At 58.8% G+C, this 25,354-nt stretch carries 18 protein-coding genes and 1 pseudogene; 11 read left to right on the plus strand and 8 right to left on the minus strand.

The annotated features are described in order from the left end of the window. Positions 1-62: 62 nt before the first annotated feature. Entirely contained in the window at positions 63-200 is a 138-nt protein-coding gene (locus tag U4Z31_RS26915) for a hypothetical protein (RefSeq protein WP_321811897.1), read from the minus strand. A gap of 401 nt (positions 201-601) precedes the next feature. Beyond that, on the minus strand, positions 602-1,507 hold the full coding sequence (locus U4Z31_RS26920) for a LysR family transcriptional regulator (RefSeq protein WP_321811898.1): 906 nt from the start codon (positions 1,505-1,507) through the stop codon (positions 602-604). 99 nt (positions 1,508-1,606) lie between these two features. On the opposite strand from U4Z31_RS26920, the gene U4Z31_RS26925 reads away from it, so the two are divergent. The 8 genes from U4Z31_RS26925 (at position 1,607) to U4Z31_RS26960 (ending at position 14,337) form a co-directional block, all read left to right on the plus strand. After that, a complete protein-coding gene (locus U4Z31_RS26925) occupies positions 1,607-5,176 on the plus strand; it encodes an indolepyruvate ferredoxin oxidoreductase family protein (protein ID WP_321811899.1) in 3,570 nt (1,189 codons plus the stop codon). 208 nt (positions 5,177-5,384) lie between these two features. Then, entirely contained in the window at positions 5,385-6,287 is a 903-nt protein-coding gene (locus U4Z31_RS26930; RefSeq protein WP_321811900.1) for a LysR family transcriptional regulator, read from the plus strand. A 149-nt stretch (positions 6,288-6,436) separates the two neighbouring features. Next, on the plus strand, positions 6,437-7,402 hold the full coding sequence (locus U4Z31_RS26935) for a hydroxymethylglutaryl-CoA lyase (protein WP_321811901.1): 966 nt from the start codon (positions 6,437-6,439) through the stop codon (positions 7,400-7,402). Continuing rightward, the gene (locus U4Z31_RS26940; RefSeq protein WP_321811902.1) at positions 7,402-8,634 is read left to right on the plus strand and encodes a CaiB/BaiF CoA-transferase family protein; all 1,233 of its coding nucleotides are present in this window, start codon (positions 7,402-7,404) and stop codon (positions 8,632-8,634) included. Before U4Z31_RS26935 ends, U4Z31_RS26940 begins: the two co-directional genes overlap by 1 nt. A gap of 55 nt (positions 8,635-8,689) precedes the next feature. Further along, complete coding sequence (locus U4Z31_RS26945) at positions 8,690-9,214, plus strand: gamma carbonic anhydrase family protein (protein ID WP_321811903.1); 525 nt, start codon at positions 8,690-8,692, stop codon at positions 9,212-9,214. Positions 9,215-9,298: 84 nt separating this feature from the next. Then, positions 9,299-10,765: an MFS transporter gene (locus U4Z31_RS26950; protein WP_321811904.1), complete on the plus strand. Its 1,467-nt coding sequence runs from the start codon at positions 9,299-9,301 to the stop codon at positions 10,763-10,765. Positions 10,766-10,827: 62 nt separating this feature from the next. Next, positions 10,828-12,027 (plus strand): porin, encoded by a 1,200-nt coding sequence (locus tag U4Z31_RS26955; RefSeq protein ID WP_321811905.1) that lies wholly within the window; start codon positions 10,828-10,830, stop codon positions 12,025-12,027. Between the two features lie 582 nt (positions 12,028-12,609). Further along, entirely contained in the window at positions 12,610-14,337 is a 1,728-nt protein-coding gene (locus tag U4Z31_RS26960; protein WP_321811906.1) for a tannase/feruloyl esterase family alpha/beta hydrolase, read from the plus strand. Positions 14,338-15,188: 851 nt separating this feature from the next. Here U4Z31_RS26960 and U4Z31_RS26970 read toward each other — a convergent pair. Then, a complete protein-coding gene (locus U4Z31_RS26970; RefSeq protein WP_321811907.1) occupies positions 15,189-15,539 on the minus strand; it encodes a cupin domain-containing protein in 351 nt (116 codons plus the stop codon). An 11-nt stretch (positions 15,540-15,550) separates the two neighbouring features. Then, positions 15,551-16,909: an FAD-dependent oxidoreductase gene (locus U4Z31_RS26975; protein ID WP_321811908.1), complete on the minus strand. Its 1,359-nt coding sequence runs from the start codon at positions 16,907-16,909 to the stop codon at positions 15,551-15,553. Positions 16,910-17,743: 834 nt separating this feature from the next. On the opposite strand from U4Z31_RS26975, the gene U4Z31_RS26980 reads away from it, so the two are divergent. Next, positions 17,744-19,105 (plus strand): MFS transporter, encoded by a 1,362-nt coding sequence (locus tag U4Z31_RS26980; protein WP_321811909.1) that lies wholly within the window; start codon positions 17,744-17,746, stop codon positions 19,103-19,105. Positions 19,106-19,347: 242 nt separating this feature from the next. Here U4Z31_RS26980 and U4Z31_RS26985 read toward each other — a convergent pair. The 4 genes and pseudogenes from U4Z31_RS26985 to U4Z31_RS27000 form a co-directional block, all read right to left on the minus strand. Continuing rightward, positions 19,348-20,445, minus strand: a pseudogene (locus U4Z31_RS26985) (IS5 family transposase). 263 nt (positions 20,446-20,708) lie between these two features. Next, positions 20,709-21,281 (minus strand): HD domain-containing protein, encoded by a 573-nt coding sequence (locus U4Z31_RS26990; protein ID WP_321811910.1) that lies wholly within the window; start codon positions 21,279-21,281, stop codon positions 20,709-20,711. A gap of 106 nt (positions 21,282-21,387) precedes the next feature. After that, a complete protein-coding gene (locus tag U4Z31_RS26995; protein WP_321811911.1) occupies positions 21,388-22,158 on the minus strand; it encodes an aldolase in 771 nt (256 codons plus the stop codon). Between the two features lie 35 nt (positions 22,159-22,193). Beyond that, positions 22,194-22,889, minus strand: a complete 696-nt coding sequence (locus U4Z31_RS27000; protein ID WP_321811912.1) for a GntR family transcriptional regulator — start codon at positions 22,887-22,889, stop codon at positions 22,194-22,196. A 234-nt stretch (positions 22,890-23,123) separates the two neighbouring features. Here U4Z31_RS27000 and U4Z31_RS27005 point away from each other — a divergent pair, with 234 nt between their 5' ends. Then, positions 23,124-24,209 (plus strand): ABC transporter ATP-binding protein, encoded by a 1,086-nt coding sequence (locus U4Z31_RS27005; RefSeq protein ID WP_321811913.1) that lies wholly within the window; start codon positions 23,124-23,126, stop codon positions 24,207-24,209. 42 nt (positions 24,210-24,251) lie between these two features. After that, the gene (locus U4Z31_RS27010) at positions 24,252-25,328 is read left to right on the plus strand and encodes an ABC transporter substrate-binding protein (protein ID WP_321811914.1); all 1,077 of its coding nucleotides are present in this window, start codon (positions 24,252-24,254) and stop codon (positions 25,326-25,328) included. Positions 25,329-25,354: the final 26 nt, after the last annotated feature.

Consider the following 25,354-nt stretch of genomic DNA (forward strand, 5'->3'; position numbering starts at 1 on the left):
GATGGTACCCGACACATACTTGTGCCGATGTGCTGGCTGCGTGCTCGCAGATGGCAGGTTCGCTAGCGGATGCAGACAGCTACGGATCGAACAGCCGACGACGCTCTGGTCATGTTCCAGCTGCTGTTGACGTTGGTGATCTTGCCGAAGCGGCCGACCGGGATCAATGTTGGCGTGAGGGCCTGGTTGTCCTTCGGCATATTCGTTCCAATCTCGCGGGGGCGATCGCGTTCGACGTGTTGCTTTCCTTGGGAGTGCTGCGGCGTAATAGCGCGTCAACCCTACGAATCCTTTCTCGCTTGCGGCATAGTGCGTCCCAATGACGCCGCCGAGCTGTGCGGAGATTGACGATAACGTGATGATGCGACCCAATGCCAGGTTGCGCATCCTGGGAATGCTTGACATGAATTGCGTGATGTGGCGATGCACCGCCGTGCAACCCGAACTCGAGCAGATTGGTGCTGGTCATCATTGCCAGCATCGTAAGCGGGAGCCAAGCCTCCACGAGGCCAGATAGTCAGCAGCACGCGTAATTCTCCTGCTGGAAGGAAAAGGCGAGCAGATACGTGGCAGCTTTAAAGTCCTGTAAAGTCCTGTCGCATCAAGCACCACGCGCGTGTATCAGAAATTGTTGAAACGCAGTCGCTACCGCATTCAATCTTGCCGCCTTGCGCCAGATCATGCCGGCGTTCAAATGGGGAATCGTGTCCAGAATCGGCCGCGATTCGATACGTTTTCCTTCCAACGACCACGGGCGAAACACCATATCCGACAGGATCGTTACGCCGAAGCCGTGCGCGACCAGTCCACGCAACGATTCCATCGACGACGTGCGAAACGCAATGTTCGGTGCGACGCCCGCGTCACGCCAATATTTCAGCGTCGATTGTTCCCCTTCGTCGACGGTGATCTGTATGTAGGGATGGGCGGCGATATCCTTCAATGATGGGGCTTCCAATTGTGCGAGCGGGTGCGACGGCGCCATCCACAGTTGCCGTCGCGAGCGGATCAGTACATGGTTGTCGAAATGGTGCGGCCGCTCCACGTTCGACAGCAACACGATACCAATGTCGATTTCGCCGTCGAGCACCCCCTCCTCGACATCAGCACGTTCCATGTCGCGCAGGTCGAATTCGATGTACGGGTAGGTCGCACGAAAGCGCGCGAGCAGCTCCGGCAGGAAATAGCCGAGAACCGTGTACGATGCCGCAATCCGCACCGTGCCGCGAAGGTCGTGCGAACGAAACGGTGGCTTGTGCACGGCATCGCGCGCGGCATCCAGCACGCGCCGCGCGTGGTTGTAGAAATCCTGGCCATCAGGCGTTAGCGCGACGCCTTGCGGCATTCGCTCGAACAGCCGCATACCGAGCCCGTTTTCGAGCGCGAGCACGGCATTCGTGATCGCGGACTGCGACACGTGTTCGTTGGCGGCCGCCATAGAGAACTGGCCGGTTTGGGCAGCGGCTACGAAATACCGCAACTGTCGGAGGGTCAGATCGAATGCCATCTGTTTTTCGCATACCATGGTTTTCTATTTGTGATTTTACGATAGCAACTCGGCTTCCTATACTCGGCGGAAAAATCGGACGACAGGAGACAGATCGCCATGACCGCCCCCGCCACGAACGTAGTTGCCGTATCCGCGCCGCACGACGCTGCAGTATCCCTCGACGACAAGTACACGCTGGAAAAAGGCCGCGTCTATATCAGCGGGACGCAGGCCCTCGTGCGGCTGCCGATGTTACAGAAGGCGCGCGACCGCAAGGTCGGGCTCAATACTGCCGGGTTCGTTTCCGGCTACCGTGGCTCGCCGCTCGGTGCGCTCGACCAGTCGCTTTGGAAGGCGAAGAGGCATCTCGAGGCGAATGACATCGTGTTCCAGCCCGGTGTCAACGAAGACCTCGCCGCGACGGCCGTGTGGGGCACGCAGCAAATCAACCTGTGGCCGGGCGCAACGCGGGATGGCGTGTTCGGCATGTGGTACGGCAAGGGGCCGGGCGTCGACCGGACCGGCGACGTGTTCAAGCACGCGAACTCCGCGGGCAGCGATGCGCGCGGCGGCGTGCTCGTCCTCGCCGGCGACGATCACGCGGCCAAGTCGTCGTCCGTTGCCCACCAGTCCGAGCACGCGTTCATCGCGGCGGGCATGCCCGTTCTGTATCCGGCCAACGTGCAGGAGTATCTCGACTACGGGCTGCACGGCTGGGCGATGAGCCGGTACTCAGGCCTGTGGGTCGCGATGAAGTGCGTGACGGACGTCATCGAATCGACTGCGTCGGTCGATCTCGATCCGGACCGGGTCCGCATCGTCACGCCGACCGACCACGTGTTGCCGGTCGGTGGGCTCAACATCCGCTGGCCCGATTCACCACTCGCGCAGGAAGCACGCCTGCTGGATGAAAAATGGTATGCGGCGCTGGCTTACGTGCGCGCCAACAAGCTGAATCGCGTGGTCATCGACTCGCCGACACCGCGCTTCGGCATCATCACGGCGGGCAAGGCCTATCTAGACGTGCGCCAGGCGCTCAGCGACCTCGGTCTCGACGACGACGTCTGTGCCCAGATCGGCGTGCGCGTGCTGAAAGTGGGATGCGTATGGCCGCTGGACGCACAGGACGCGCGCGCGTTTGCTACCGGGCTCGAAGAGATTCTGGTCGTCGAGGAGAAGCGACAGATTCTCGAATACGCACTGAAGGAAGAGCTGTACAACTGGCGCGAGGACGTTCGCCCGAAGATCTATGGCAAGTTCGACGAGCGCGACAATGAAGGCGGCGAATGGTCGGTACCACGCGGCAGTTGGTTGTTGCCTGCGCATTACGAGTTATCGCCCGCGCTGATCGCGAAAGCCATCGCCAGGCGGCTGATTCGCGCGGATCTGCCCGTTGACATTCGCGCGCGCATGCTGGCTCGGGTCGCGGTCATCGAAGCGAAGGAACGGGAAGCGGCAAGGCCGCGCGTGTCGGTCGAGCGCAAGCCGTGGTTCTGCTCCGGCTGCCCGCACAACACGTCCACCCGTGTCCCGGAAGGCTCGCGCGCGCTGGCAGGTATCGGCTGCCACTACATGTCGATGTGGATGGACCGTAGCACCGACACGTTCAGCCAGATGGGCGGTGAAGGCGTCGCATGGATTGGTCAGATGCGTTTTTCCGGCGACCGTCACGTGTTCGTCAATCTCGGCGACGGCACGTATTTCCATTCCGGGCTGCTCGCGATCCGCGCGGCGATCGCCGCACAGGCGAGCATCACCTACAAGATTCTCTATAACGACGCTGTCGCGATGACGGGTGGCCAGCCGGTCGACGGCGTGCTGACCGTCCCGCAGATCGCCCATCAGGTTCACGCGGAGGGTGCAACGCGGATCGTCATCGTAACCGATGAACCGCAGAAATACGACGCCGATGTCGTGCTGCCGGCGAGGGTCGACGTTCACCATCGCGACCAGCTCGATGAGATCCAGCGTATGTTGCGCGATACGCCCGGCACAACCATCCTCATTTACGACCAGACCTGCGCGACCGAGAAGCGCCGGCGCCGCAAGCGCGGCACGTATCCCAACCCGGCGCGGCAGGCGTTCATCAATGATGCCGTGTGCGAGGGTTGCGGTGATTGCTCGGTGCAGTCGAACTGCCTGTCCGTGGAGCCGCTGCAGACGCCGCTCGGCACCAAGCGGAAGGTCAACCAGTCGTCCTGCAACAAGGACTTCTCGTGCGTGAACGGCTTCTGTCCGAGCTTCGTGATTGCCGAAGGCGCGCAGCTTCGCAAGCCGCAACCAGCGCGCCGCAACGGCGCCGGCCAGCCTGATGTCGACGCGCTACCGATGCCCTCGCTGCCCGATATCGCCCGGCCCTATGGGGTGCTCGTCACGGGCGTAGGCGGGACGGGTGTCGTGACGATCGGTGGCCTGATCGGGATGGCTGCACATCTCGAGGGTAAGGGTGTCACCGTGCTCGACATGGCGGGCCTTGCACAGAAAGGTGGTGCGGTGCTGAGCCATGTCCAGATTGCCTCCGCGCCGGACGCGCTGCATGCAACGCGCATCGCGACGGGCGAAGCCCGGCTCGTGATCGGCTGCGACGCGATCGTGTCGGCAGCAGCCGATGTGCTATCCCGAACGCAGCATGGCGTGACCGTTGCCGCGATCAACAGCGGCGAGACACCCACGGCGGAATTCGTCAAGAATCCGAAATGGGTGTTTCCGGGCGCGCAAACGGAATCTGCATTGCTGGACAGCATCGGCGGTGGCTGCTCGTTCATCGACGCCAATGCGCTGGCGCTCGCGCTGCTCGGGGACACGATCTACAGCAATCCGCTCCTGCTCGGTTTCGCATGGCAAAAGGGCTGGCTACCGCTCGGGCTGCCGGCCCTGCTGCGCGCGATCGAGCTCAACGGGGTCGCGGTCGACAAGAACCAGCAGGCATTTCACTGGGGTCGCCATGTCGCGCATCACGGCGCAGCGTCGGTTCAAGGGCTCGGCCGATCCTCTACCGCACCGCAACCGATAGCCGCGTCGGTGCCCGAATCGATCGACACGCTGGTCGCCGCGCGTCAAGCGCTTCTGACAGCATACCAGAGCGACGGCTACGCGCAGGCCTATCGCCGTGTGGTCGACAGGATGCAGGCGAAGGAAACGCAACTCGGCGGCGATCCGGCGTTGCCGCTGACGCAGGCGGTTGCCGCGAACCTCGCGAAGCTGATGGCGTACAAGGACGAATACGAAGTCGCCCGCCTCTATGCGGATCCTGCCTATCTCGACAAGCTCCGGCAGCAGTTCGAAGGCGAACCGGGGCGTGACTACACGCTGAGCTTCCATCTCGCACCGCCGATGTTAGCGAAGCAGGATGGAAGGGGCCATCTCCGAAAAGCACGGTTCGGGTCGTGGATACTGCCGGCATTCCGGATCCTTGCCCGCATGAAAGCGCTACGCGGTACAGTGCTGGATCCGTTCGGCAAGACGGTGGAACGACGCCGCGAGCGGCAGTTGATCAATGACTATATGGCGCTCATTGACGAATTCTGCATGACGCTAAATGTCGAGCGACTCCCCGCGGCTTTGCAACTGGCACGCCTCCCGGACGATATTCGCGGCTTCGGCCACGTGAAGGAACGCAACATTGCCGCGGCGGAAAAGCGCAAAGCGCAATTGCTTCAAGCGTACCGGACTCAAGGCGATTCGTGACCACGGCTTGATGGTGGGATGCTATCAGCCGCCAAGGGTTCCGATGCGGGTTGACGTTGCCCGCGTCAATGTCGACCGTTCATGGCGTCTGCCGATCCGGCTCGAATAGCGTACGGACGTTGAGTACATCGAGCCCAATAGGCTAAGCTTTTGCGCCATGACGGACCTTGGCACGAGTACGCTCGGCGTTTCAGACAGGAGATGCAGGATGTGGCAACCCGACCCGACATCGCTCAAGGTCTTCATCGCCACCTGCGAGGAAGGTAGCATTGCGCGTGCGAGCACACGGGAAGCGATGGCGGCGGCAGCGATCAGCAAGCGCATCGCAGACATGGAGCGAGCGCTGAGAACCACTTTGTTGCTGCGGCGAGCTCGCGGGGTGACGCCGACGCCGGCCGGCGAAATTCTTCTGCGCCACGCACGGTATCTTATGCACGGTGTGGAGGCCCTACAGGCGGACTTGAGCGAGTTTTCGACTGGCGTGCGCGGGCTTGTCCGTGTGCTCGCGAACGTTTCGTCCATAGTCGAGTTCGTTCCAGACCAAATTGCGTCGTTCTTGAAATCGAATGAGAAGATCAGCGTCGTACTCGAGGAGCGTGTGAGTAGCGACGTTGTCCGCGGGATTGCTGACGGAACGGCGGATATCGGGATCTGCCGCGACTTTGTCGATGGTGCCGATGTTCAGATGCTGCCGTTCCGGTCCGACCATTTCGCCGTCGTCGTGAATCGAAGCCATCCGCTCGCTGATGCGACAACGCTGTCATTCTCGGACACGCTTGACCACGAACAGATCGGTCTATCAGTCAACGCCGCGCTCAACTCGCTGATGAAGCGCGTAGCGTCTCAGCATGCGCGTCAGCTCCGCTATCGTGCCAACGTATCGACCTTTGAGGCAGCTTGTCGCCTGGTTCAGCTGAACCTCGGACTGGCGATACTGCCGTTGGAGGCTATTGCTAAATACCGGCAAACGTACGATCTCTGCGCGATCCCGCTATCGGATAAATGGGCCACCCGGCAGTTCGTTATCTGCGTTCAGCAGGTCGATCGACTGACCGTGGCCGCACGACGCTTTTTCGATCATCTAATCGACTCAGCCTCGGACCCCTCGTAGCAGCGGGGATTTCCCCTGACAGGGATTACACGTATGCCGCTGCGGCCCCGTCAAACGGCCCTGCCAAGCCATCGTGAAGCGCGATGGATGCCATCGCACCCCGCAGATTGTTCCAGGTGTCTGGAACCGGCACTCTCGGGGTTCGTTAGATGAGCAGAGGTTGCAACGTGACGAAAACCGCGGTCGTACAAGAGGTCGGACTTCGAGATGGCTTGCAGAGCATCCCGGAAATCATGCCGACGGAAGCCAAGAAAGCGTGGATCAATAGCGCCTATGATGCCGGCGTGCGGCATATCGAGGTCGCCTCATTCGTTCCGGCCAGATTGCTTCCGCAAATGGCGGATGCCGAGTCCATCGTGGCACACGCCCGTACCCTTCCGGGACTCATAGTTACGGCGCTCGTCCCGAACATGAAGGGGGCAGAGAATGCGCTGAAAGCCGGTGCTCACCGGATCGTTGTACCAATTTCCGTCAGCGAAAAGCACAGCCTCGCCAATGTCCGTCGAACGCCTGTCGAAATGATCGACGAGTTTCGACGAATACGGGCACTTCGGGACAGTGACCCGGCATGGTCCCGAACCAAGTTGATTGCCGGCTTGTCGACGGTCTTCGGATGTCCGTTTCAAGGCTACGTACCTGAACGCGACGTGCTGAGAATCGCCCTCCATGCAATTGAAGCCGGCGCCGACGTTATCGCGCTTGGGGACACCACCGGACACGCTACGCCACTCCATGTCGGTCGTCTTTTGGAGATTCTCCTTGCTGCGGCCGGTACAAAGGTCACCAGCCTCCACCTTCACGATACCCGGGGCTTGGCACTCGCGAATACCCTGGTTGCGCTCGAGCACGGCATAAGGGAATTCGACGCATCGCTCGCGGGTCTCGGCGGTTGCCCGAATGCTCCGGGAGCAACCGGCAACGTTGCGACTGAAGATCTCGTCTACATGCTGCACTGCATGGGCTTTGATACCGGTATCGACCTGCACAAGCTCATCGAGGGCAGAGCAGTTCTGCGACAGGCAATTCCCGATGTTCCGCTCCATGGCTCCATCGGGCGAGATGGCATTCTCGACGGATCCGTCCCGCAGGAACTCAGCGCGCGTGGGGAACAATAATGAACCGAACCAAACCTGATTCTAATACTGCTACCCCCAGTCTCCCGCTCAACGGCATCGTTGTCGTCGAACTGTCGCACATGGTCATGGGTCCGACTTGCGGCATGATCCTGGGTGACCTCGGCGCGGAAGTGATCAAGGTCGAACCCCCGAAAGGAGACAATACGCGCCGGCTTCTCGGAGCGGGTGCCGGTTTCTTCAGAACCTTCAACCGAAACAAGAAAAGTATTGCCCTCGAACTCGATGACGAGAGCGGGCGCGCAGCGCTGTCAAGGCTCGTCGAAACTGCCGACGTCTTTATCGAAAACTTCAAGCCCGGCAAGATGAAGGAGCTGGGCTTCGACTACGAGACGCTGCGCCAGCGCAACCCGGGCCTCATCTACGTTTCGCATAAAGGCTTTCTGAGCGGCCCATACGACAAGCGGCTCGCGCTGGACGAAGTCGTGCAGATGATGGCCGGTCTCGCGTACATGACGGGGCCGGTAGGACGCCCGCTTCGCGCCGGCAGCTCGGTCAACGACATCATGGGCGGCATGTTCGGTGCAATTGGCGTTCTTGCGGCCCTCTACGAACGCCAATCCACCGGATTCGGCAAAGAAGTGCAATCGGCGTTGTTTGAGAACTGCGTCCTGCTCTCGGCACAGCACATGCAGCAGTTTGCCGTGACCGGTCAGCCCGCCGCACCGATGCCCGAGCGCATCAACGCCTGGGCTGTCTATGACGTGTTTCAGCTTGCAGACGGGCACCAGATGTTCGTTGCAGCGACAGGGGATGCCCAATGGCGAGCGCTCTGCAACATCGTCGGGCGCCAGGATTTGCTTGAAGACAGTCGGTTGCAATCGAATAACGATCGAGTCCGCGCCCGGGAATGGATGATCCCGATTCTCGCTGAAACGCTTCGCACCTGCAGTCCACCCGCACTTGCGGTGGCGTTCGAATCGAACCTTGTGCCGTTCGCCAACATCACGCGGCCCGAAGAGCTGTTTGAGGATCCGCATCTCAAAGCTAGTGGGGGATTGGCCAAGCTCGGGCTGGAGGATGGCTCGGAAACGGAAATGCCGTTGTTACCGCTGTCGATGGACGGCGCTCGGCTCCAGCCGAGATTGCCTATCGCGTCGATTGGCCAGCATACGGAGGAGGTGCTCGGATCGCTCGGCTACACGCCGGATGAGATCCACGAGATGTGCCGCCGATCCCTGGAAACGCTGGAGCCTCCTGCCTCGGCAAGGTGACGCAGCATTCTTTGCTCAGAGAGCGCTCTCATTGATCAAGAAATAAGGAGTTCATGTGCCGATATATGGATTGGCTGACTACCTGCCTGTTATTGCGGAATCCGCCTTCATCGTCGACGGTTCAACCGTCATTGGTCGGGTAACCGTTGGCTCAGGTGCCAGCGTGTGGAGCAACGCTGTGTTGAGGGGCGACAACGAGCCTATTTTCATTGGCGCGAACAGCAATGTTCAAGAGGGCGCGGTTCTTCATGTCGATCCAGGCTTTCCTGTGGTGGTCGAGGAAAACGTCAGCATCGGGCATCAGGCCATGCTGCATGGTTGCAAGATCGGAGCCGGGAGTCTCGTCGGGATTCAAGCAGTGGTGTTGAACGGTGCCGTGATTGGAAAAAACTCTCTGGTCGGCGCCGGTGCGCTCGTTACGGAGGGCAAGGTGTTTCCAGACAACGTGCTCATTATCGGTTCTCCCGCAAAGGCCGTGAGGGAACTGAATACTCGCGAAATCGAACAGCTCGCTGCAAATGCGGCCGCATATGCAGCGAAGAGTAGCGAATACAAGCAAGCGCTCCACCGCATCGGGTAACTGGGATTCAGCGATGCGCCTGAAGTCGGGCGCCAATAGACGCCCTCAAAAAAATCGGCTTAAGACCGAATCCAGGAGACACAGATGAGACTCTCAACGACTATTGCCTATGCGCCGGGGCATCTGCCTGCCGGCGACATCGGAGCAGCCGATCAATCTCGCCCCGGCGACCAGGTAGAACTATCCGCCGGCAGCATTGCGGCAAGACTCGATCGCCTACCCCCGACCCGAGCTGTCTGGATGATGGTTATCATGCTCAGCCTCGGGTATTTCTTCGAGATCTATGACCTGATGTACACGGGCTACATCGCTCCGGGCCTGATCAAGAGCGGTGTACTGACCCAGACGACTCACGGAATCTTCGGGACGACCGGTGTTGCGAGCTTCATTGCCGCACTGTTTAGTGGTTTGTTCATCGGCACACTCGCCTGTGGATTCCTTGCTGACAGATTCGGGCGACGAGCCATCTTTACCTACGCTTTGCTCGCCTATGTCGCCGCAAATACAGTCATGGCGTTCCAGGACACAGCTTTCGGACTCAATATCTGGCGCTTCATCGCGGGTCTTGGTTTAGGTGTCGAACTGATCACAATCGGCACGTACATCTCCGAACTTGTACCAAAGCATATTCGCGGTCGTGCTTTCGCAACCGGCCAGGCGATCGGTTTCACAGCGGTTCCGCTTGTTGCGTTTCTCTCCTACCTCCTTGTTCCGCATTCGTTCTTTGGACTTGACGGTTGGCGTTGGGTTATCCTGCTTGGCGCACATGGCGGCATTTTCGTGTGGTGGGTAAGGCTGCGCTTGCCGGAGAGTCCTCGATGGCTCGCACAAAAAGGGCGTCTTGAAGAGGCCGATGCAGTCCTGAGAAGACTGGAAAGTCAAGTCGAACGTCAGTATGGTGGCCCGCTCCCGGCGCCGACCCCGAGCGAGCCCGCGGCACCTCAGGCGAGTTTCCGGGATATGTGGGTCAAGCCTTTCGGCAAGCGAACCGTCATGCTCGTGATATTTCATGTCTGTCAGACGATCGGCTACTACGGGTTCGCGAGCTGGGTTCCTACGCTGCTGATAAAACAGGGCGTCACCGTCACGCACAGCCTGATGTATTCGAGCATCATTGCGATTGCTGCCCCCATCGGACCATTGCTTGGATTGCTCATCGCGGACCGGTTCGAACGCAAGACCGTGATTGTGGTAATGAGCCTGATCAACGTTGTTTGTGGACTCCTGTTCAGCCAGTTTCGCGAAACGATCTTTCTTGTCGCAATGGGCGTCTGCCTGACGTTGGCCGGAAACATCATTTCCTTTACCTACCATGCCTACCAGACGGAGCTGTTTCCGACGAGTATTCGTGCTCGAGCCGTAGGCTTCGTCTATTCGTGGAGTCGCCTGTCCGCCATATTCTCGGCGTTCATCATTGCAGACATCTTGAAGCACTTTGGTACGAGTGGCGTGTTCGTTTTTATTGCGGGCGCCATGACCATCGTCATGCTCTGCATAGGAGTTATGGGACCACGCACTCGAAACGTCGGACTCGAGCAACTCTCTCGATGAGCAAAGTACAAGAAAAATTATTATTTATATAATAAGTAAAAGATTTTCAAAAGGAGACGGGAATGAAAAAGGAAGTGACCTTTTGCTTGGCAGGCTTCGCGCTCGTCGGTACGGTAGCTCACGCTCAAAGTTCGGTTACGCTTTATGGCGTCATCGACGAAGGTATTAATTATACGAGCAATGTTTCTACTTCCAGCGGAGGAAAGAGACTATTCAACCTTTCAAGCGGTGTGCTGCAAGGAAGTCGATGGGGAATCAAGGGTACGGAGGATCTTGGGAACGGTCTCAAGGCGATCTTCACGCTTGAAAACGGTTTCGATGTCAACAATGGCCGGCTGAGTCAAGGTGGATTGCTTTTCGGGCGTCAGGCGTATATCGGTCTGGCCGATAACCGTCTCGGAACAGTAACGCTTGGTCGTCAATATGACTCGGTTGTCGACTATGCCTCGCCGATAGCCATTAGCCATCAGTGGGCCGGTTATATTGGCGCTCACCCGGGTGATATTGACAACTTCAACAATGGTCAGAGAACCAATAACGCGATCAAATATACAAGTCCGAATATCAGAGGGGTCACATTCGGTGGCCTGTACAGCTTTGGCGGGGTCGCCGGTAACGTAACTCAGAACCAGGTGTGGTCTATGGGCGTCGGATATGCCGGCGGACCCGTTACGCTTGGGTTGGGTTACCTGAACGTGAGAAATGCCAATGTTGGGTTCTTCGGAGACAGTTCAGCAACCCCGTTGACTGCTGCCACCGCAAATTCGTCTACTCCGGTGATAAGTGGATTCATGTCGGCCCATACCTATCAGGTCGTGGGAGCCGGAGCTGCCTATACGATTGGGGCCGCGACCGTCGGCGCGACGTATTCGTATACACGATTTGCCGGACTGGGCGATACAGTCGCATCGGGCCCGAATCCGAACCACTATTCAGGATCAGCACATTTCAACAACGTGGAAGTGAACTTCCGCTATCAAGTCAGTCCTTCATTGTTGCTGGGCATTGCATATGACTACACCAAGGGCGGAAGCACCGCCACGATGACGAGTTCGAATCCTGGTGCGACTTACCACCAGGGCTCGGTTGGCGCAGACTATTTTCTCTCCAAACGAACGGATTTCTATTTGATCGGCGTCTTTCAGAAGGCATCCGGCATCGACTCCACCGACAGGCCAGCAGTGGCTTCCATTAACGGTCTGACAGCGTCCAGCAGCAATCACCAGACGGCACTGCGCATCGGTATTCGACATAAATTCTGATAAATCTGCTTGGGGGCAGTTCGATAGAGTTGGATACATCCGACCGCGGTAGCCTTTTCGCCGTCGCCGCTGTAGCCATGATGTTCGTCTGCCCACTGTGCCCCCCAAACTGGCGTCCATACGATTCGGCCACGGTGAGGATTTTGTCGCAGCGAGGTTTTCATTGGCTGTCTGGTCGTAAAACCACGCCTCAGGCAGGTGTTGCGATCCTTGATTCCAACACGCGCACTTCAGATATCGCGCAGGGCAGATTCCGGGAATCAAGCAGGAATACGAATAGAAATGGCCGTCAATTCCATTGGCCGCGTCTGTGTGATCGCCTACGCTGTCCGACGTCGCCTGTACAAAGCCATTTGGCCGTCGGCGCTTGCTTCAGTGCTCCTTTCACTAGCAGTACTTCGTGTGCCGCCTTGAAGGGAATGAAGCAGTGCGGGATGCCAATTGCGCGGTTGTATGCAGAAGCGTTGTATTGATTTCATCGACGCTTACGCCGTTGTAGACATGGACGTTGGCCAATACAGTTGGCACAAAAGTCCGAGTCCTTTCTGGTCTGATCGAATCTTATTCACTCGGAGAATAATGATGAACAGTCGCACGGTCGCTATCATATGGACGGGAAGTTTCATGGCCCTTCTAGGAGGCTGTGACGGCAGCGGTGGTGACATAGTAGAGTCACTTCCACAGTTGGCCGCAGCGACTCCAGGCACGCTCGAGGCTTGCACCAGCCTTGCCGATGGTTTCAAGTTCGCGAACACCACAATCAACAGCGCGGAGATCGTACCGGCGGGTACGGTTGCCGGCTCAGCGGTAGGGCAACATTGTTTGATTAAAGGGGAAATGTACCGGCGAACCGGTGCGAATGGCAGCTACGCAATTGGATTCGAGATGCGAATGCCGACCGCTTGGAATGGTCGCTTCGTGTATCAGGGAAACGGTGGCTCGGATGGCGTTGTTGTCGCTGCTACCGCACCGCAAGGTAATTCGGCGTTGACGCCGTCCGGTTTGAGCATGGGTTTTGCGGTACTGAGTTCTGACGCCGGACACAATTCAGCACAGAACATAGGTGGACCTAACCATTTTGCCCTCGATCCGCAAGCCCGGTTGGACTATGGTTACCAAGCAGTCGGGAAGCTTACTCCTATGGCGCGCGAACTCGTGAAGGCCGCCTACGGGAGACAGCCAGATCGGATGTATATGGCGGGTTGTTCCAACGGTGGACGTCACGGCATGGTTGCGGCTTCACGGTATGCGGACCAGTACGACGGGATTGTCGCTGGCGATCCAGGCTTCGATCTTCCAAAAGCAGCCGTCGAAGTCGCTTGGGACACGCAGCAACTAAGCCGAATTGCAACGCCCGGTTCAGTCAATCCGTTGACCAGTGGCCTTGACCTAGGCTCAGGTTTTACCGCTCAGGAACGTGCTCTTGTCGCTGCCAAGATCGTCGCGAAATGCGATGCACTCGACGGGGCAACAGACGGGATGGTACTTAATGTCGATGCCTGTCAGACTGCCTTCGATTTGCAGAAAGATGTACCAACATGCACTGCATCCCGTGATGGGACATGTCTCACAGGGGATCAAAAATCGGCGGTGGCAAGTATTTTTGCCGGTGCTCGAAACTCAATGGGGACGCAGCTTTACTCCTCGTTTCCTCTTGATCCTGGTGTGGGCGGGTCTGGCTGGGCGAACTGGAAGACCTATATTAACGTCGCGTTAGGCGGCGCGAGCACACCCTACATTTTTACAACACCGCCAGTGCAGGTCGCTCCGGCGGACTTTCAGTCCTTCCTCACGATGTACAGAATGGATACCGATGCGCCAAAGATCTTCGCGACCAGCGGCGCTTTCACGGAATCGGCAATGCAGTTCATGACACCACCCAATGCGACGAACTTGTCCACCTTGCGTGCTCGCGGGGCGAAGCTCATCGTTTATCACGGTACAGGCGATCCGATCTTCTCATTCAACGATACTGCCAACTGGTACAACGGCCTTCAGCCGCCGAATACCAAGGGCCAGCAATTTGCGCGACTCTTTCCAGTTCCGGGGATGAATCATTGCTCGGGCGGCCCATCGACCGATCAGTTCGACATGCTTAGTCTGATCGTGAATTGGGTCGAAAAGGGTGTTGTGCCCGATTCTGTGAGAGCCAGCGTAAATGGAACAAGCAAGGATCTTTCGTCAACCTGGAGTAAGGTACGCTCCCGCCCGCTGTGTGCTTATCCTGAAGTCGCTCGCTACAAGGGAACAGGAGATCCGGAGTCGGCAGATAGTTTTACATGTGTAACTAATGGACAACGTATTAACTAAGATTGAGCGATCGAGCGCGAAATCTCGGCGAGATTACGTTGGGTGCCGTGTATCACGAGACCGGCGATGCCGGTCTCGTGTGTGCGCGTAGAGGCATCTCTGGGGCAGCGCTTCGCAGGTGAGTGAGCCGTGATCAGGAGGTGGGAGAAGAAGGTCTTCGCTTTCAACGCCGTCGCCTATGCGCAACTCGAATCGAAAGTTTCTGACGCTGATCGGGCAGCGAATCTTCGCTTGCAGACTGAGCAAGAGGGGGCAGAGGGGCCAGAACGAATTGCGACTGCACGTGCACAGAGAAATGTCTCTGGACCATTCGCCAGTTCCGTTCGAAGCTTCAGAGAAGCCGTTTGATTCGCCCAAGAGGCCGGCACATCCGAGATGTTCCAGAAACCGCGTCGAGATTGACGCGATGAAGGTTGCGCGACGGGGCTACCAGTGCACAGCTATCGACAAGTTTCTCGCTTTCGTGGACTTGAGGCTGGCCCAATTTCCGTCCCGGTCTTAGTTGGAAAATTCCGGTCACTTGAGGTGGAAAGTGTGTGCGATGAGCGGAAAGAGCGGATTCGGCACCGCGAATGGCAGGTCGACACAATCCACTGACGACCACATCGGTGCGCCCCGGAACCCATATCTCATACGGATGCCCGAGTTCGGGCGCACCAAAGAAACGGTCTTCAAGAAAATGAAGCGACGTCAGTGAATCGACGCACATGCTCGACGCATGGTGCGTGGTCGCGGCGGTGCGATTGTGCGCAGGTTTGGACGTTGGATCCCTCAACGTCTCTCTATTGCCTCAGCTGTTGTTTCAGTTCGCAGGAAGCCCGCAATTGCGGGCCATCCACGCGAGCTGCGCATCAGTAAATCGCGTAAACCTTTCTCACCGGTTCAATGATGTCCCAACGCCCCGTCCAACCGGGCGGCAGGATCACGAGATCGCCGGCACCGATTTCGACGACTTCACCGCTTGCGTCATCGGTCAGCGTGGCGCGTCCCGATAAAATGTACGTGAACTCGGTATCGGGACGGTTGACGATCGGCCAGCCGCCAGGCTGACATTCCCATATTCCCAGATTGCCCGTGGCGTTTTCCGCGAGCGCCTGAGTGGCGATCTGCGGATCGCCCTTGTCGGCTCCGGCGCGTTGCCCGCGAGGAGTGAGCTCGGCCACTGCAATTTGCTGTGCCTTCACGATGGTGAATTTGTTCATACAAGCCCCTTTTAATGCGCACCCGTCAGCTTTTCCATAAGCATGGCAGTACGCGATGGATGATTGGTCCACTTCTCTTCGAGGTCGCTCAACCCCGCAGCGAAAAGGCCACCGTTGATACCGAGCCAACGCAAAGGCTCCGCTTCCCACGAAGGCGATCGGTGATTGACGAGCGGCAGCCGATTGACCTTCTCGTCAACATCGAGAATCAAATTGCGCAGAATGCGTCCGGCCAAGTTGCTTGTCGCCACGCCGTCGCCTGCATAGTTGCCGGCCCAAGCGGTGCGAGTACGTTTGTCCATGCTCACGGTTGGACACCAATCACGGGCAACACCGAGGGCGCCGCCCCAACGGTGAGTGATGGCCACGTCGGCTAGCTCGGGGAAGAGTTCCACCATCGATTCGCGGATTTTGCTGTGGGCGTCCCCGAGGTCGTCGGACATTGTCGAGCCCCATTTATACGGAGCACCCCGCCCCCCGAAAACCAGCCGCCCTTCGGCGGTCACTTGTCCGTACACACGCAGATGGCGCATGTCGTTGAAGGCCAGACGGTGGTTGAGGTGCAACCTCTGCCGCAAATCCACCGACAATGGCTGGGTGGCAAGGACGAGCGAGTAGAGGGGGACGACAGAGCGATGATTTTCAGGTTGCTGGCAGGAGAACGCCTCGGTAGCACGCACCACTGTCTCAGCCTTCACGTTACCGTCGGCGGTGCTGATAATCCCCGGCTTGATGCTTGTTACCGCGGAGTTCTCAAAAATTCGCGCGCCCATACCTTCGACCAACTTCGCGAGACCATGCACCAGTTTTCCTGGATGGATCACCGCGCAATGTTCGGTATAGAGAGCGCCGATTACATCGCTTGCGCCGACTTTTTCGCGCGCTGCGGCTGAATCCAGTGCACGCCATTGACCTGGAAGGCCGAAACGTCTCGACGCTTCAACGGCAGCGCGAGCCCGAACTAGCTGTGCGTCGCTACGCGCCAGCGATATGAAACCTTCCTTCTGGAAATCTGCATCCAACGCTTCACGCTCGAGCACCCGACCGATCTCGTCGACCGTCTCGTTCATGGCTGCCTGCAATTCCAGCGCGGCATCATGCGAATACATTTGGGCCACGCGCAAGAGCGAGATGGGGAAAATTGCTGATGCCCACCCACCGTTGCGGCCGGACGCGCCAAACCCGACGATGTCTCTCTCGACAAGAACGACCCGAAGCTCCGGCTGAGCCTTCAACAGGTAATAGGTGGTCCAAAGCCCCGTGTAGCCGGCCCCGACGATGACCACGTCAGCCTCGATCGTACCGGTCAGTCGCGGCCGCCCCAGCCCGGGTTGAAACCACAGGGGCATGGTTGACATGGACAGGTTCATTTGCGAAGGCATTTCCGTTTCTCAGTCATATGGAACAACTCGCCGCCGGCCGATGTGACCGGCACAACGAGCAACAAGGCGATGCAGCGATGCTGCACAACGATCGCTCGCCCTTGAGGGGGCAAGCGAAATTGCACTGTAGAAAAAATACATCCAAACATTTTTTTATGCAAGAAATTTAGGTGGCGTTCCGATCCATCCCTCGATGGTCGTCCGCTCTCTGCGAGCAATCTCCCTCGTCCGTTGGGTCCCCGCTGCATGGATGTCGACCCTTTAGCAAGCAGCGGATTGCTTGATGGCGATCTGCCAGCTGTTCGGGGGCGGCTGACGGGGCCCGCCGGGGTGGCGCAGGCTATGACAGAAGTGATGGCATGAAGAGGCGGAGGGCTAAGCGACGGTCGGTGCGCGCCACTTCAAGCATCGATCTCTGGCCGTTGTGCACGATCATGGTGCGCGATCTGGCATCGGCCCTTATCGAACTCGCCTTACTTGGTTGGAAAAAAATCCGTGAAATTTTTTATTGCAGAAAATTTGCGCCAAACTTATATTTAGTCCGGATAGCGGGCCGATGGTCGCATGCTTCCTAGGTGAGGCGGACCGGGGGTGTTGCGGCATGTGTTCGGCCAGAGTCGACGCCGCGCGCCGATAGGCTGCATGCGCTACCGCCGCGCGGAACTGCGCCGAATGTCAAGTTGGCGCTTTGCCGTTATAGAGACGTCGGCGGTGTTGAAACGGTGCCATGAGAAGTTCTGGAAGCCGTGCGCGACGGATGTAGTGAGCAGGAAATTGAGCATCCGTCCCAAGAACGGGTGCATAACAAATGGAGGAGCAACTATGCCAGTGCATAACGAGACTTTGCCCGCCTTTGGCGACAGCGCCGCGCTGGAGACATCGGCCGCTTTCAAACGGCGCTTTATGATGAGATTGATTTTCGTCTTGGCGGGCGGGACATTTCTTGACGGCTATATCCTGGGCATTGTCGGCCCGGTGGGCGAACGATTGAGTGCGGACCTCGGCATCTCGATGTTCTGGGAAGGTTTGATCGCTGCCGGTGCACTCTTCGGCATCCTGTTCGGGTCCCCGTTGGGCGGTTGGGCCGCGGACAAATACGGCCGCAAGCCGCTGTTCATGGCCGATATGGCACTGTTTGTCATTGCATCGGCCGCGCAGTTTTTCGTTACCTCGCCGCTGCAGATTTTCATTGTGCGCCTGATGATGGGCGTCGCGATTGGCGCTGAATACTCGGTTGGCTGGCCCCTTTTATCAGAGTTCGCACCCGCGAGGATGCGCGGACGATTGATGGCCGCAGTTCAAATCGCGTGGTATGCGGGATTCATGGTTGCCTTTACCGTGGGGTACGTGCTGAATCAATCTACCGATGTCGGTTGGCGGTTCATCTTGGCAACGAGCACGTTCATCGCTGCAATCTTGTTCGTAGCGCGGATCGGCCTGCCGGAGTCGCCTCGTTGGCTATGGAATCAGAAACGGCTCGGGGAGGCTCGCACAATCGCTCGACGGTACTTGGAAAGTGCCGAAGAGATGGCCGACATCGAGCGGGAATGCACGACCAAGAACTGCATCCGGCTCGGCATGTTGTTCTCACCGCGGTATTGGCGCGCGACCGTGTTCATGTCGATGTTTTGGTTTTGCGCCGTTACTCCGTATTTTGCGATTGCTACGTTTGCAGACGGCGTGCTCCAAAAGTACGGGCTTGGCGGAGGGCTGGCGGGCGGAGTTGGTCTCTCGGCGGTCGCCTTGGCCGGTGTGGTTTTCACCGTGTTGTTAATCGACAAGGTCGGCCGCCGCACGCTGACCGTGCCGCCGCAATGGTTGTGCACTGCAGTCCTCGCCGCAATTGGTCTTTGGGCGAGCGCACCGCCAGTTGCAGTGCTCGTCCTGTTCCTGATCTTCTCGTTCTTCAATGCGGTGTACAACACGCTGACTGCGATCTACCCGGCAGAAGTTTTCCCGACTGAAGCTCGAGGAATCGGGACGGGCTTCGCAGCTGCGGTGAGCAGGGTGGGGGCTGGTCTTGGGACTTTCCTTCTGCCATGGTCAATCGTTCATATCGGCTCTTCGGGAACGATGTTGGTCGCTGCTGGAATTGCGGTGCTCGGGGCGGCGTTGTCGCAATGGCTTGCGCCCGAGACAAAGGGCAAGAGCCTCACCGAAACAGCGGCAGGTTATACGCACTAACGAACCTACTTGGACGAACGTGGGCGCGGGACCGCGTCCATCGACCTTGCAGCTTGCCTGCTGAGGCTGCGTCGGCGGAGCCTAGCAGGCTGTTGAAAAGCGCCTCACTTTGGCGATCGGGGCACTGTTTAAAAGGGTTTCGTATGCGATTGGCCGTTGAGTTGCAGACGAATCGTGCCGGCTACCCCGCTGGCGAGCGGGCCGGCCGGCGTGTTGCCACGCAACTGCTGCGCTCGGGCGGCTCATCGCGTCGCTCCTTGCGGCACCGCTGCCAGTATGTGGGCCATTCGAGTCAGGTTGCTCGCCAGCATCGTCAGCTTGAAGTGCTGGTCGACCCGTTGGATGCCGCGATACGCGGTCTGCCGAATCCTGCCGACGGTCTTGCCCCAGCCGAAGTGCTCCTCGATGCGCTTGCGAATCACTTGGCTGATGCCATAACCGGCGTGCCGCGACGTCCGTCCGTCGATCGCGCTGCCGCCTTGATGCGTGTCGTTGCGCGAGACGCGCGGCGTCACTTTGCGCGTTCGGCAATCCCGCACAAAGTCGCGCATGTCGTAACCCTTGTCGGCACCGAGCGTCTTGGCGTGACGACCCAATCGAGCAGGCGCAATGCACTCGCGCGTTCGCCGAAACCGTCCGCGTGACTGACCACGGCGCCGACCACCAAGCCCGAGCGGTTCTCCATCAGGATGTGCCCCTGATAACAAAGGATGGCTCCGCTTTGTCGTTCCTTTCGGAACAGGCGCGCATCCGGATCAGTGCTCGATTCATGCGTGTCGTTGCTGCGCCGCTTGCCCTTCCAGTCGGTGTCGACATTGCGGCCACCGCCGGCTGGTGGATCGTCCGAGCCGTCCTTGGGCCGGAAGCTCTTGTGGCTGGCCCAAGCCTGGATCAGCGTGCCATCGACCGAGAAGTGTTCTCTGGACAGCAGCCCTCGCTTGTCGGCCAAGCTCATGACTTCGGTAAAGAACGCTTCGACCACTTCGTGCTCGAGCAGACGATCCCGGTTCTTGGAGAACACCGAGTGGTCCCAGACGGCGTCTTCGATCGCCAGTCCGACGAACCAAGCGGAACAGCAGGTTGTAGCGCATCTGCTCCGTCAGCATGCGCTCGCTGCGCACCGAGTACAGCACCTGCAGCAGCAACGCACGCAGCAGCTTCTCGGGGGGGATCGACGCACGGCCGCTGTCTGCGTAAATCGTGCCGAACAATCCGTTAAGTCGCTTCAGCGCTTGATTGACCAGCAACCGAAGCGGTCGCAACGGATGATCGGCCGGCACGAAGTCTTCCAGCTTCACCGTCGTGAACAGCGGTTCTTGCATCTCGTCCATTCCGCGCATCGCTCTCGCCTGCCCAAGATCATGAAAACGATATCTCTAACGCACCGCCCTCAGGGCCCGTTTACACCGTATCCAATTTCAACAGCCTGCTAGGCGCTGCGGTCCGAGAGCCGCGTTTGACCACGGCCTGTCAATCGACAGTGCGATCCATTCGTACGATATCCGGATGCAAAGGCAGTCTGTAGATAACTGATCAATATGTCGAATTCGTGTTATGCAGGTGCCGCACACCGCACGAATGTGCGGCACCGTCGCTGTCAATATCAGTCGCCGTACCGAAACTTATTGCGCGAGAAGATTTTGCGCACCATCGGCTCGAAGAACTCCAGCGGCAGGGTGTCGTAGTCAGGATCGAACGATACCTGATCCCATTTATCGCACCAGTCGACGGCGCGTTGGAATAGCGGATGGTCACGATACCGATCCCGCTCGTTCCGGTTGCGGCCAACGTGGTGATAGTAGTAGTACCCCTGGAAGATAGCGTGATGCTTGAGGATCCAGAGATTCTCGTCCGAGATATAGGGGCGCAGGATGGCGACCGCGAGTTCGCAATGGTTTTCCGGCGCAAGCGTATCACCTACATCGTGTAGAAGCGTCATGACGATCGTATCTTCGTCGGCTCCGTCGCGGTATGCGCGTGTGGCAGCCTGCAAGGAATGCTCATACCGGTCGATCTTGTAGCCGATTCGATCGCCTTTCAGTTGCTTCAGTAACGCGAGCACGGTATCGGCAAGTCCGGAGAAAAGCGGTTCGAACTTCTTTTCGAGGAATCGATACTCCTCCTCGGTGCCCTGGTCCATGCGCGTAAACGAAACGGTGTCGTCGATGATGGTCATATACATTCCTTGCGGCTCGATAGAAACACTGGGTTCGGTCGACGATTGACTGCCCGGCTGCTGAATAGTCAGGCTACCGCTCGTCAGCTCGAGAAATCAGAAAGCGTCACACGCGCCAGGCAGGATCGTCCTTGTCCAGGATGCGCTGTATCGCATCCAGATGCGCGCGCGCTGCCGTCGGTGCATAGATCTTGAAGTCCGCCGCGGTTCTGCGCGCCGTGTCTTGATCGATCTCGGCGAGTGTTTGGTTCATGGACGCCGCGAGCACCTGGTTTTGTGCCGCACGTTCAAGATAGTAGAGGTCGTCGAATGCTTCCGCGACGCTCGCGCCGACCACTAGCGGGCCGTGGCTTTTCAGAATCAGTGCGCTCTTGTCGCCCAACGCGCGTACCATCCGCGCGCCTTCGCTACCACTGAGCGCGAGCCCCTGGAAGGCCTCCGTCGTGTCGTCGTCGTAAGCGATGCGTCCGTAAAAGCGCGCGGCGTTCTGGTGACACATGGCAAGCCTGCCGTGATCTAGCGACGCGATCGCCGTCGCATAAGGCATGTGCGTGTGAAGTACGCAGAGCGCGTCCGGTCTGGCACGATGAATCTCGGAATGGATATGGAAAGCGGTTGCTTCGACCTCGCCGTTGCCCTGAATCACGCGGCCTTCTGCGTCGACGACGAGGAGGTCGCTCGCCCGCATTTCGGAGAAGTGCTTGCCGAATGGGTTGATCAGATAGCAACCCGGCTTGTCCGGCAGCATCGCACTGAAGTGATTGCAGATTCCTTCGTGGAAGCCGAGTCTGGCTGCCCAGCGAAACACGGCAGTCAGATCTGCACGGACGCTCGTTGTCGCGGTCCATTCTCGATCGAGCACATCGTTCTCAGCCATGGTATTTCCTTTTCGTACGCGACGGTAATGGTGTATCAGGCGCCGGAGTTGGCCTTACTTTGCCGCATGGATTCCAGGAATTGCGGACCGACTGTTTCGTTGTGCTGCTGGGCCGCTTCAGCGGCGCTTCTCGAATCTCCACTCAGGACCGCTTCAATGATCGGCGCGTGCTGGGGAACAAGATCCTCCAGGCGGTCCGCATAGAAGGAGTTGCTCGACTGAATGAATAGCCTCACTTGCTGCGCGACCAGCCGGTAGTGCTCGAGCAAGCGCGAATGCTCCGCCGCTTCGACGATCGCTAGATGGAGCTCGAAATCCAGCTGACTGGCCGCCGAGTGATCTCCGCTGTGGCAAGCAGTCGTGAAGCGCTCATACAGACCGCGTAGCCGAACTCGCTTTTCGTCGGTCATGCGTTCCGCAGCGAGCCGGGCGGCTAACCCCTCGAGGCATCCGCGCAACGTATAGAGCTCCCAGATATCTGCGTCGTCGAGTTCTGCGACGTGCCAGCCGGAATACGGCGTCTGAACGACCAATCCTTCGGTGGCGAGACGGTGGAGCCCCGTGCGTACCGTGCCGCGCGCGACTTGCAGTTCGGTCGCCAGCGCCGCTTCGGTGATCCGTTCCCCCGGGCGGGCCGCGCCCGAAAGGACGTACTCACGCAGGTTATTGATCGTCAGCGATTCAGTCGATTGACGGACTACCGGGCGAAGGGGCCGGGGGCTTCTCTGCATTTGCGACTCCCAATTCTGAGTAAGCTGAGTGTAGGTCAGGAATCAATTGTCGACAATCGGTAATTGACTCTATTGTTGGGGCAAATTTGTCCGCCAACGATGCGAGCGTGATACCCGCTCCGCCAGCTGAACTGGCGGGCGTACACGGCGCGCTTTGCACCGTCGGATCGACGGCCGCCTGTGCGCGTCGCGCCGCGATCGGGCGCCGTCCCGTACCCAACCGAGGAGAAGTCCATGAATCAGCCGCTGGTGCAGTTCAGGAACGTCCAGAAGTCGTATGACGGCGAGACCCTGGTCGTCAAGGATCTCAACCTCGATGTCGCTCAAGGCGAATTCCTGACGCTGCTCGGCCCGTCGGGTTCGGGCAAAACGACCTCGCTATTGATGCTTGCGGGGTTTGAGACTGCGACGTCCGGTGAAATCCTCCTCGATGGAAAACCGATCACCCATATCGCGCCCGAGAAACGCAACATCGGCATGGTCTTCCAGAACTACGCGCTATTTCCTCACATGACTGTTGCCGAGAATGTTGCGTTTCCGCTGAAGGTCAGAAAAATGGCGGGACGCGACGTGGCCGAACGGGTGCGACGAGCGCTTGACATGGTCGGGCTCGCGGGGTTCGGTACTCGGCGCCCGGCGCAGATGTCGGGAGGACAGCAACAGCGTGTGGCGGTGGCCCGCGCGCTCGTTTTCGAGCCGAAGCTGGTATTGATGGACGAGCCGCTATCGGCCCTGGACAAGCAGTTACGCGAGCAGTTGCAATACGAAATCAAGCGATTGCATCGGGACCTCGGGCTTACCGTCGTTTATGTCACACACGACCAGAGCGAGGCACTGGCGATGTCGGACCGCGTCGCGGTGTTTCATCAGGGCGTGATTCAGCAGATCGACGATCCGATATCCCTGTACGAACGTCCGTGTAACGCATTCGTTGCCCAATTCATCGGCGAAAACAACGCTTTCGACGGTCACGTCGATACGGTCGACGGCGACCAGTGCCGAGTTCGCCTGCCGGATGGGTCGCTTATTCCCGCCCAGCGCGTCGCCGACCACGGTTCGGGTGAGCGCACCCGCCTTTCGCTACGTCCCGAACGCGTGGTGATCGAACCGGAGCCTCACGACGTCGACATCCGCGTGCCCGCACGAGTCGTTGATGTGACCTACCTGGGCAAATACGCGCGCGTCCGGCTGCGTGCATGTGGGCTCGAACACTTTGTCGTCGCGGTGCCCAACGATGGCAGAGCAAAGACGTTGGCACCTGCGAGCCAGATCAATATTGGATGGCGTGCGCACGATTGCCGTGCGCTGAATGTCGAGTGAATGTGGATTCCCCGTCGACCCGATAAACCCGAAGGAGGCCTCATGAAAACTGTAAAGAGCTTGGCGTGCTGGCGCGTTGCAATCATTGCGAGTCTTGTGTCGCTGTCCGGAGTCGCTGCTGCGCAGCAGTCGATTACCGTAACGAGCTGGGGAGGTGCGATCGCGGCAGCCCAACAGAAAGCGATGCAAGCACCGTTCACGGCGAAGACCGGAATCAAGGTCATCTCGGAGGACTATGACGGCGGCCTGGCTGAAATCCAGTCGCAGGTCAAGACGGGCAACGTGAAATGGGACGTCGTGAACGTCGAGGCATTCGATGCGCTGAAGGGATGCGACGAAGGCTTGTTCGAAAAGATCGGTTATTCGAAACTTCCGGCAGGCGACGACGGCGTGCCGGCATCCAAGGATTTTTCGAAGGGGTTGATGTCGGAGTGTGGCGTTCCCACCGATCTCTATGCCAATGTCCTCGCTTACGACAAGGCCAAGTATGGCGGCGGTGGTCCGAAAACGATCAACGACTTTTTCGACCTTGCGAAGTATCCCGGCAAGCGTGCCTTGCGCAAGGCACCGGGTGTGGCGCTGGAATGGGCGCTGATGGCCGATGGCGTCGCGCCAGCGGACCTTTACAAGACGTTGTCGACGCCAGCCGGAGTCGATCGCGCCTTCAAGAAGCTCGACACCATCAAGTCGCAACTTGTGTGGTGGACCGCAGGTGCTCAACCTCCTCAACTGCTCGCTTCTGGTGAAGTCGTGATGACCAGTGTGTACAACGGCCGGATCTACGACGCGAACGTGAAGGACAAACGCAATTTCGCCATCGTGTGGGACGGGCAGGTCCAGATTCCTGAGGGCTGGGTTGTACTCAAGAACGGTAAGAAAACGGCTACTGCGCTGGACTTCGTGCGCTTCGCAACCGGGACGCAACCGCTTGCGGCGCAGGCGAACATCATCCCGTACGCACCCCCACGCACCTCGGCGCTCAACAAGGTGACGGGTGCGACCAAATCATCGCTTCCGAACGCCGGGCAAACGGGGCGGGTCGTTGTGTCTGATGCCGAGTTCTGGAGCGAATACGGTGACGACATCAACAAGCGCTTCTCGGCGTGGCTCGCAAAGTGAATCGGCAGCGGGCGCAGCGCGTGCTG

The sequence above is a fragment of the Burkholderia sp. BCC1985 genome (assembly GCF_905339915.1).
In the GTDB taxonomy this organism is placed as follows: Bacteria; Pseudomonadota; Gammaproteobacteria; order Burkholderiales; family Burkholderiaceae; genus Burkholderia.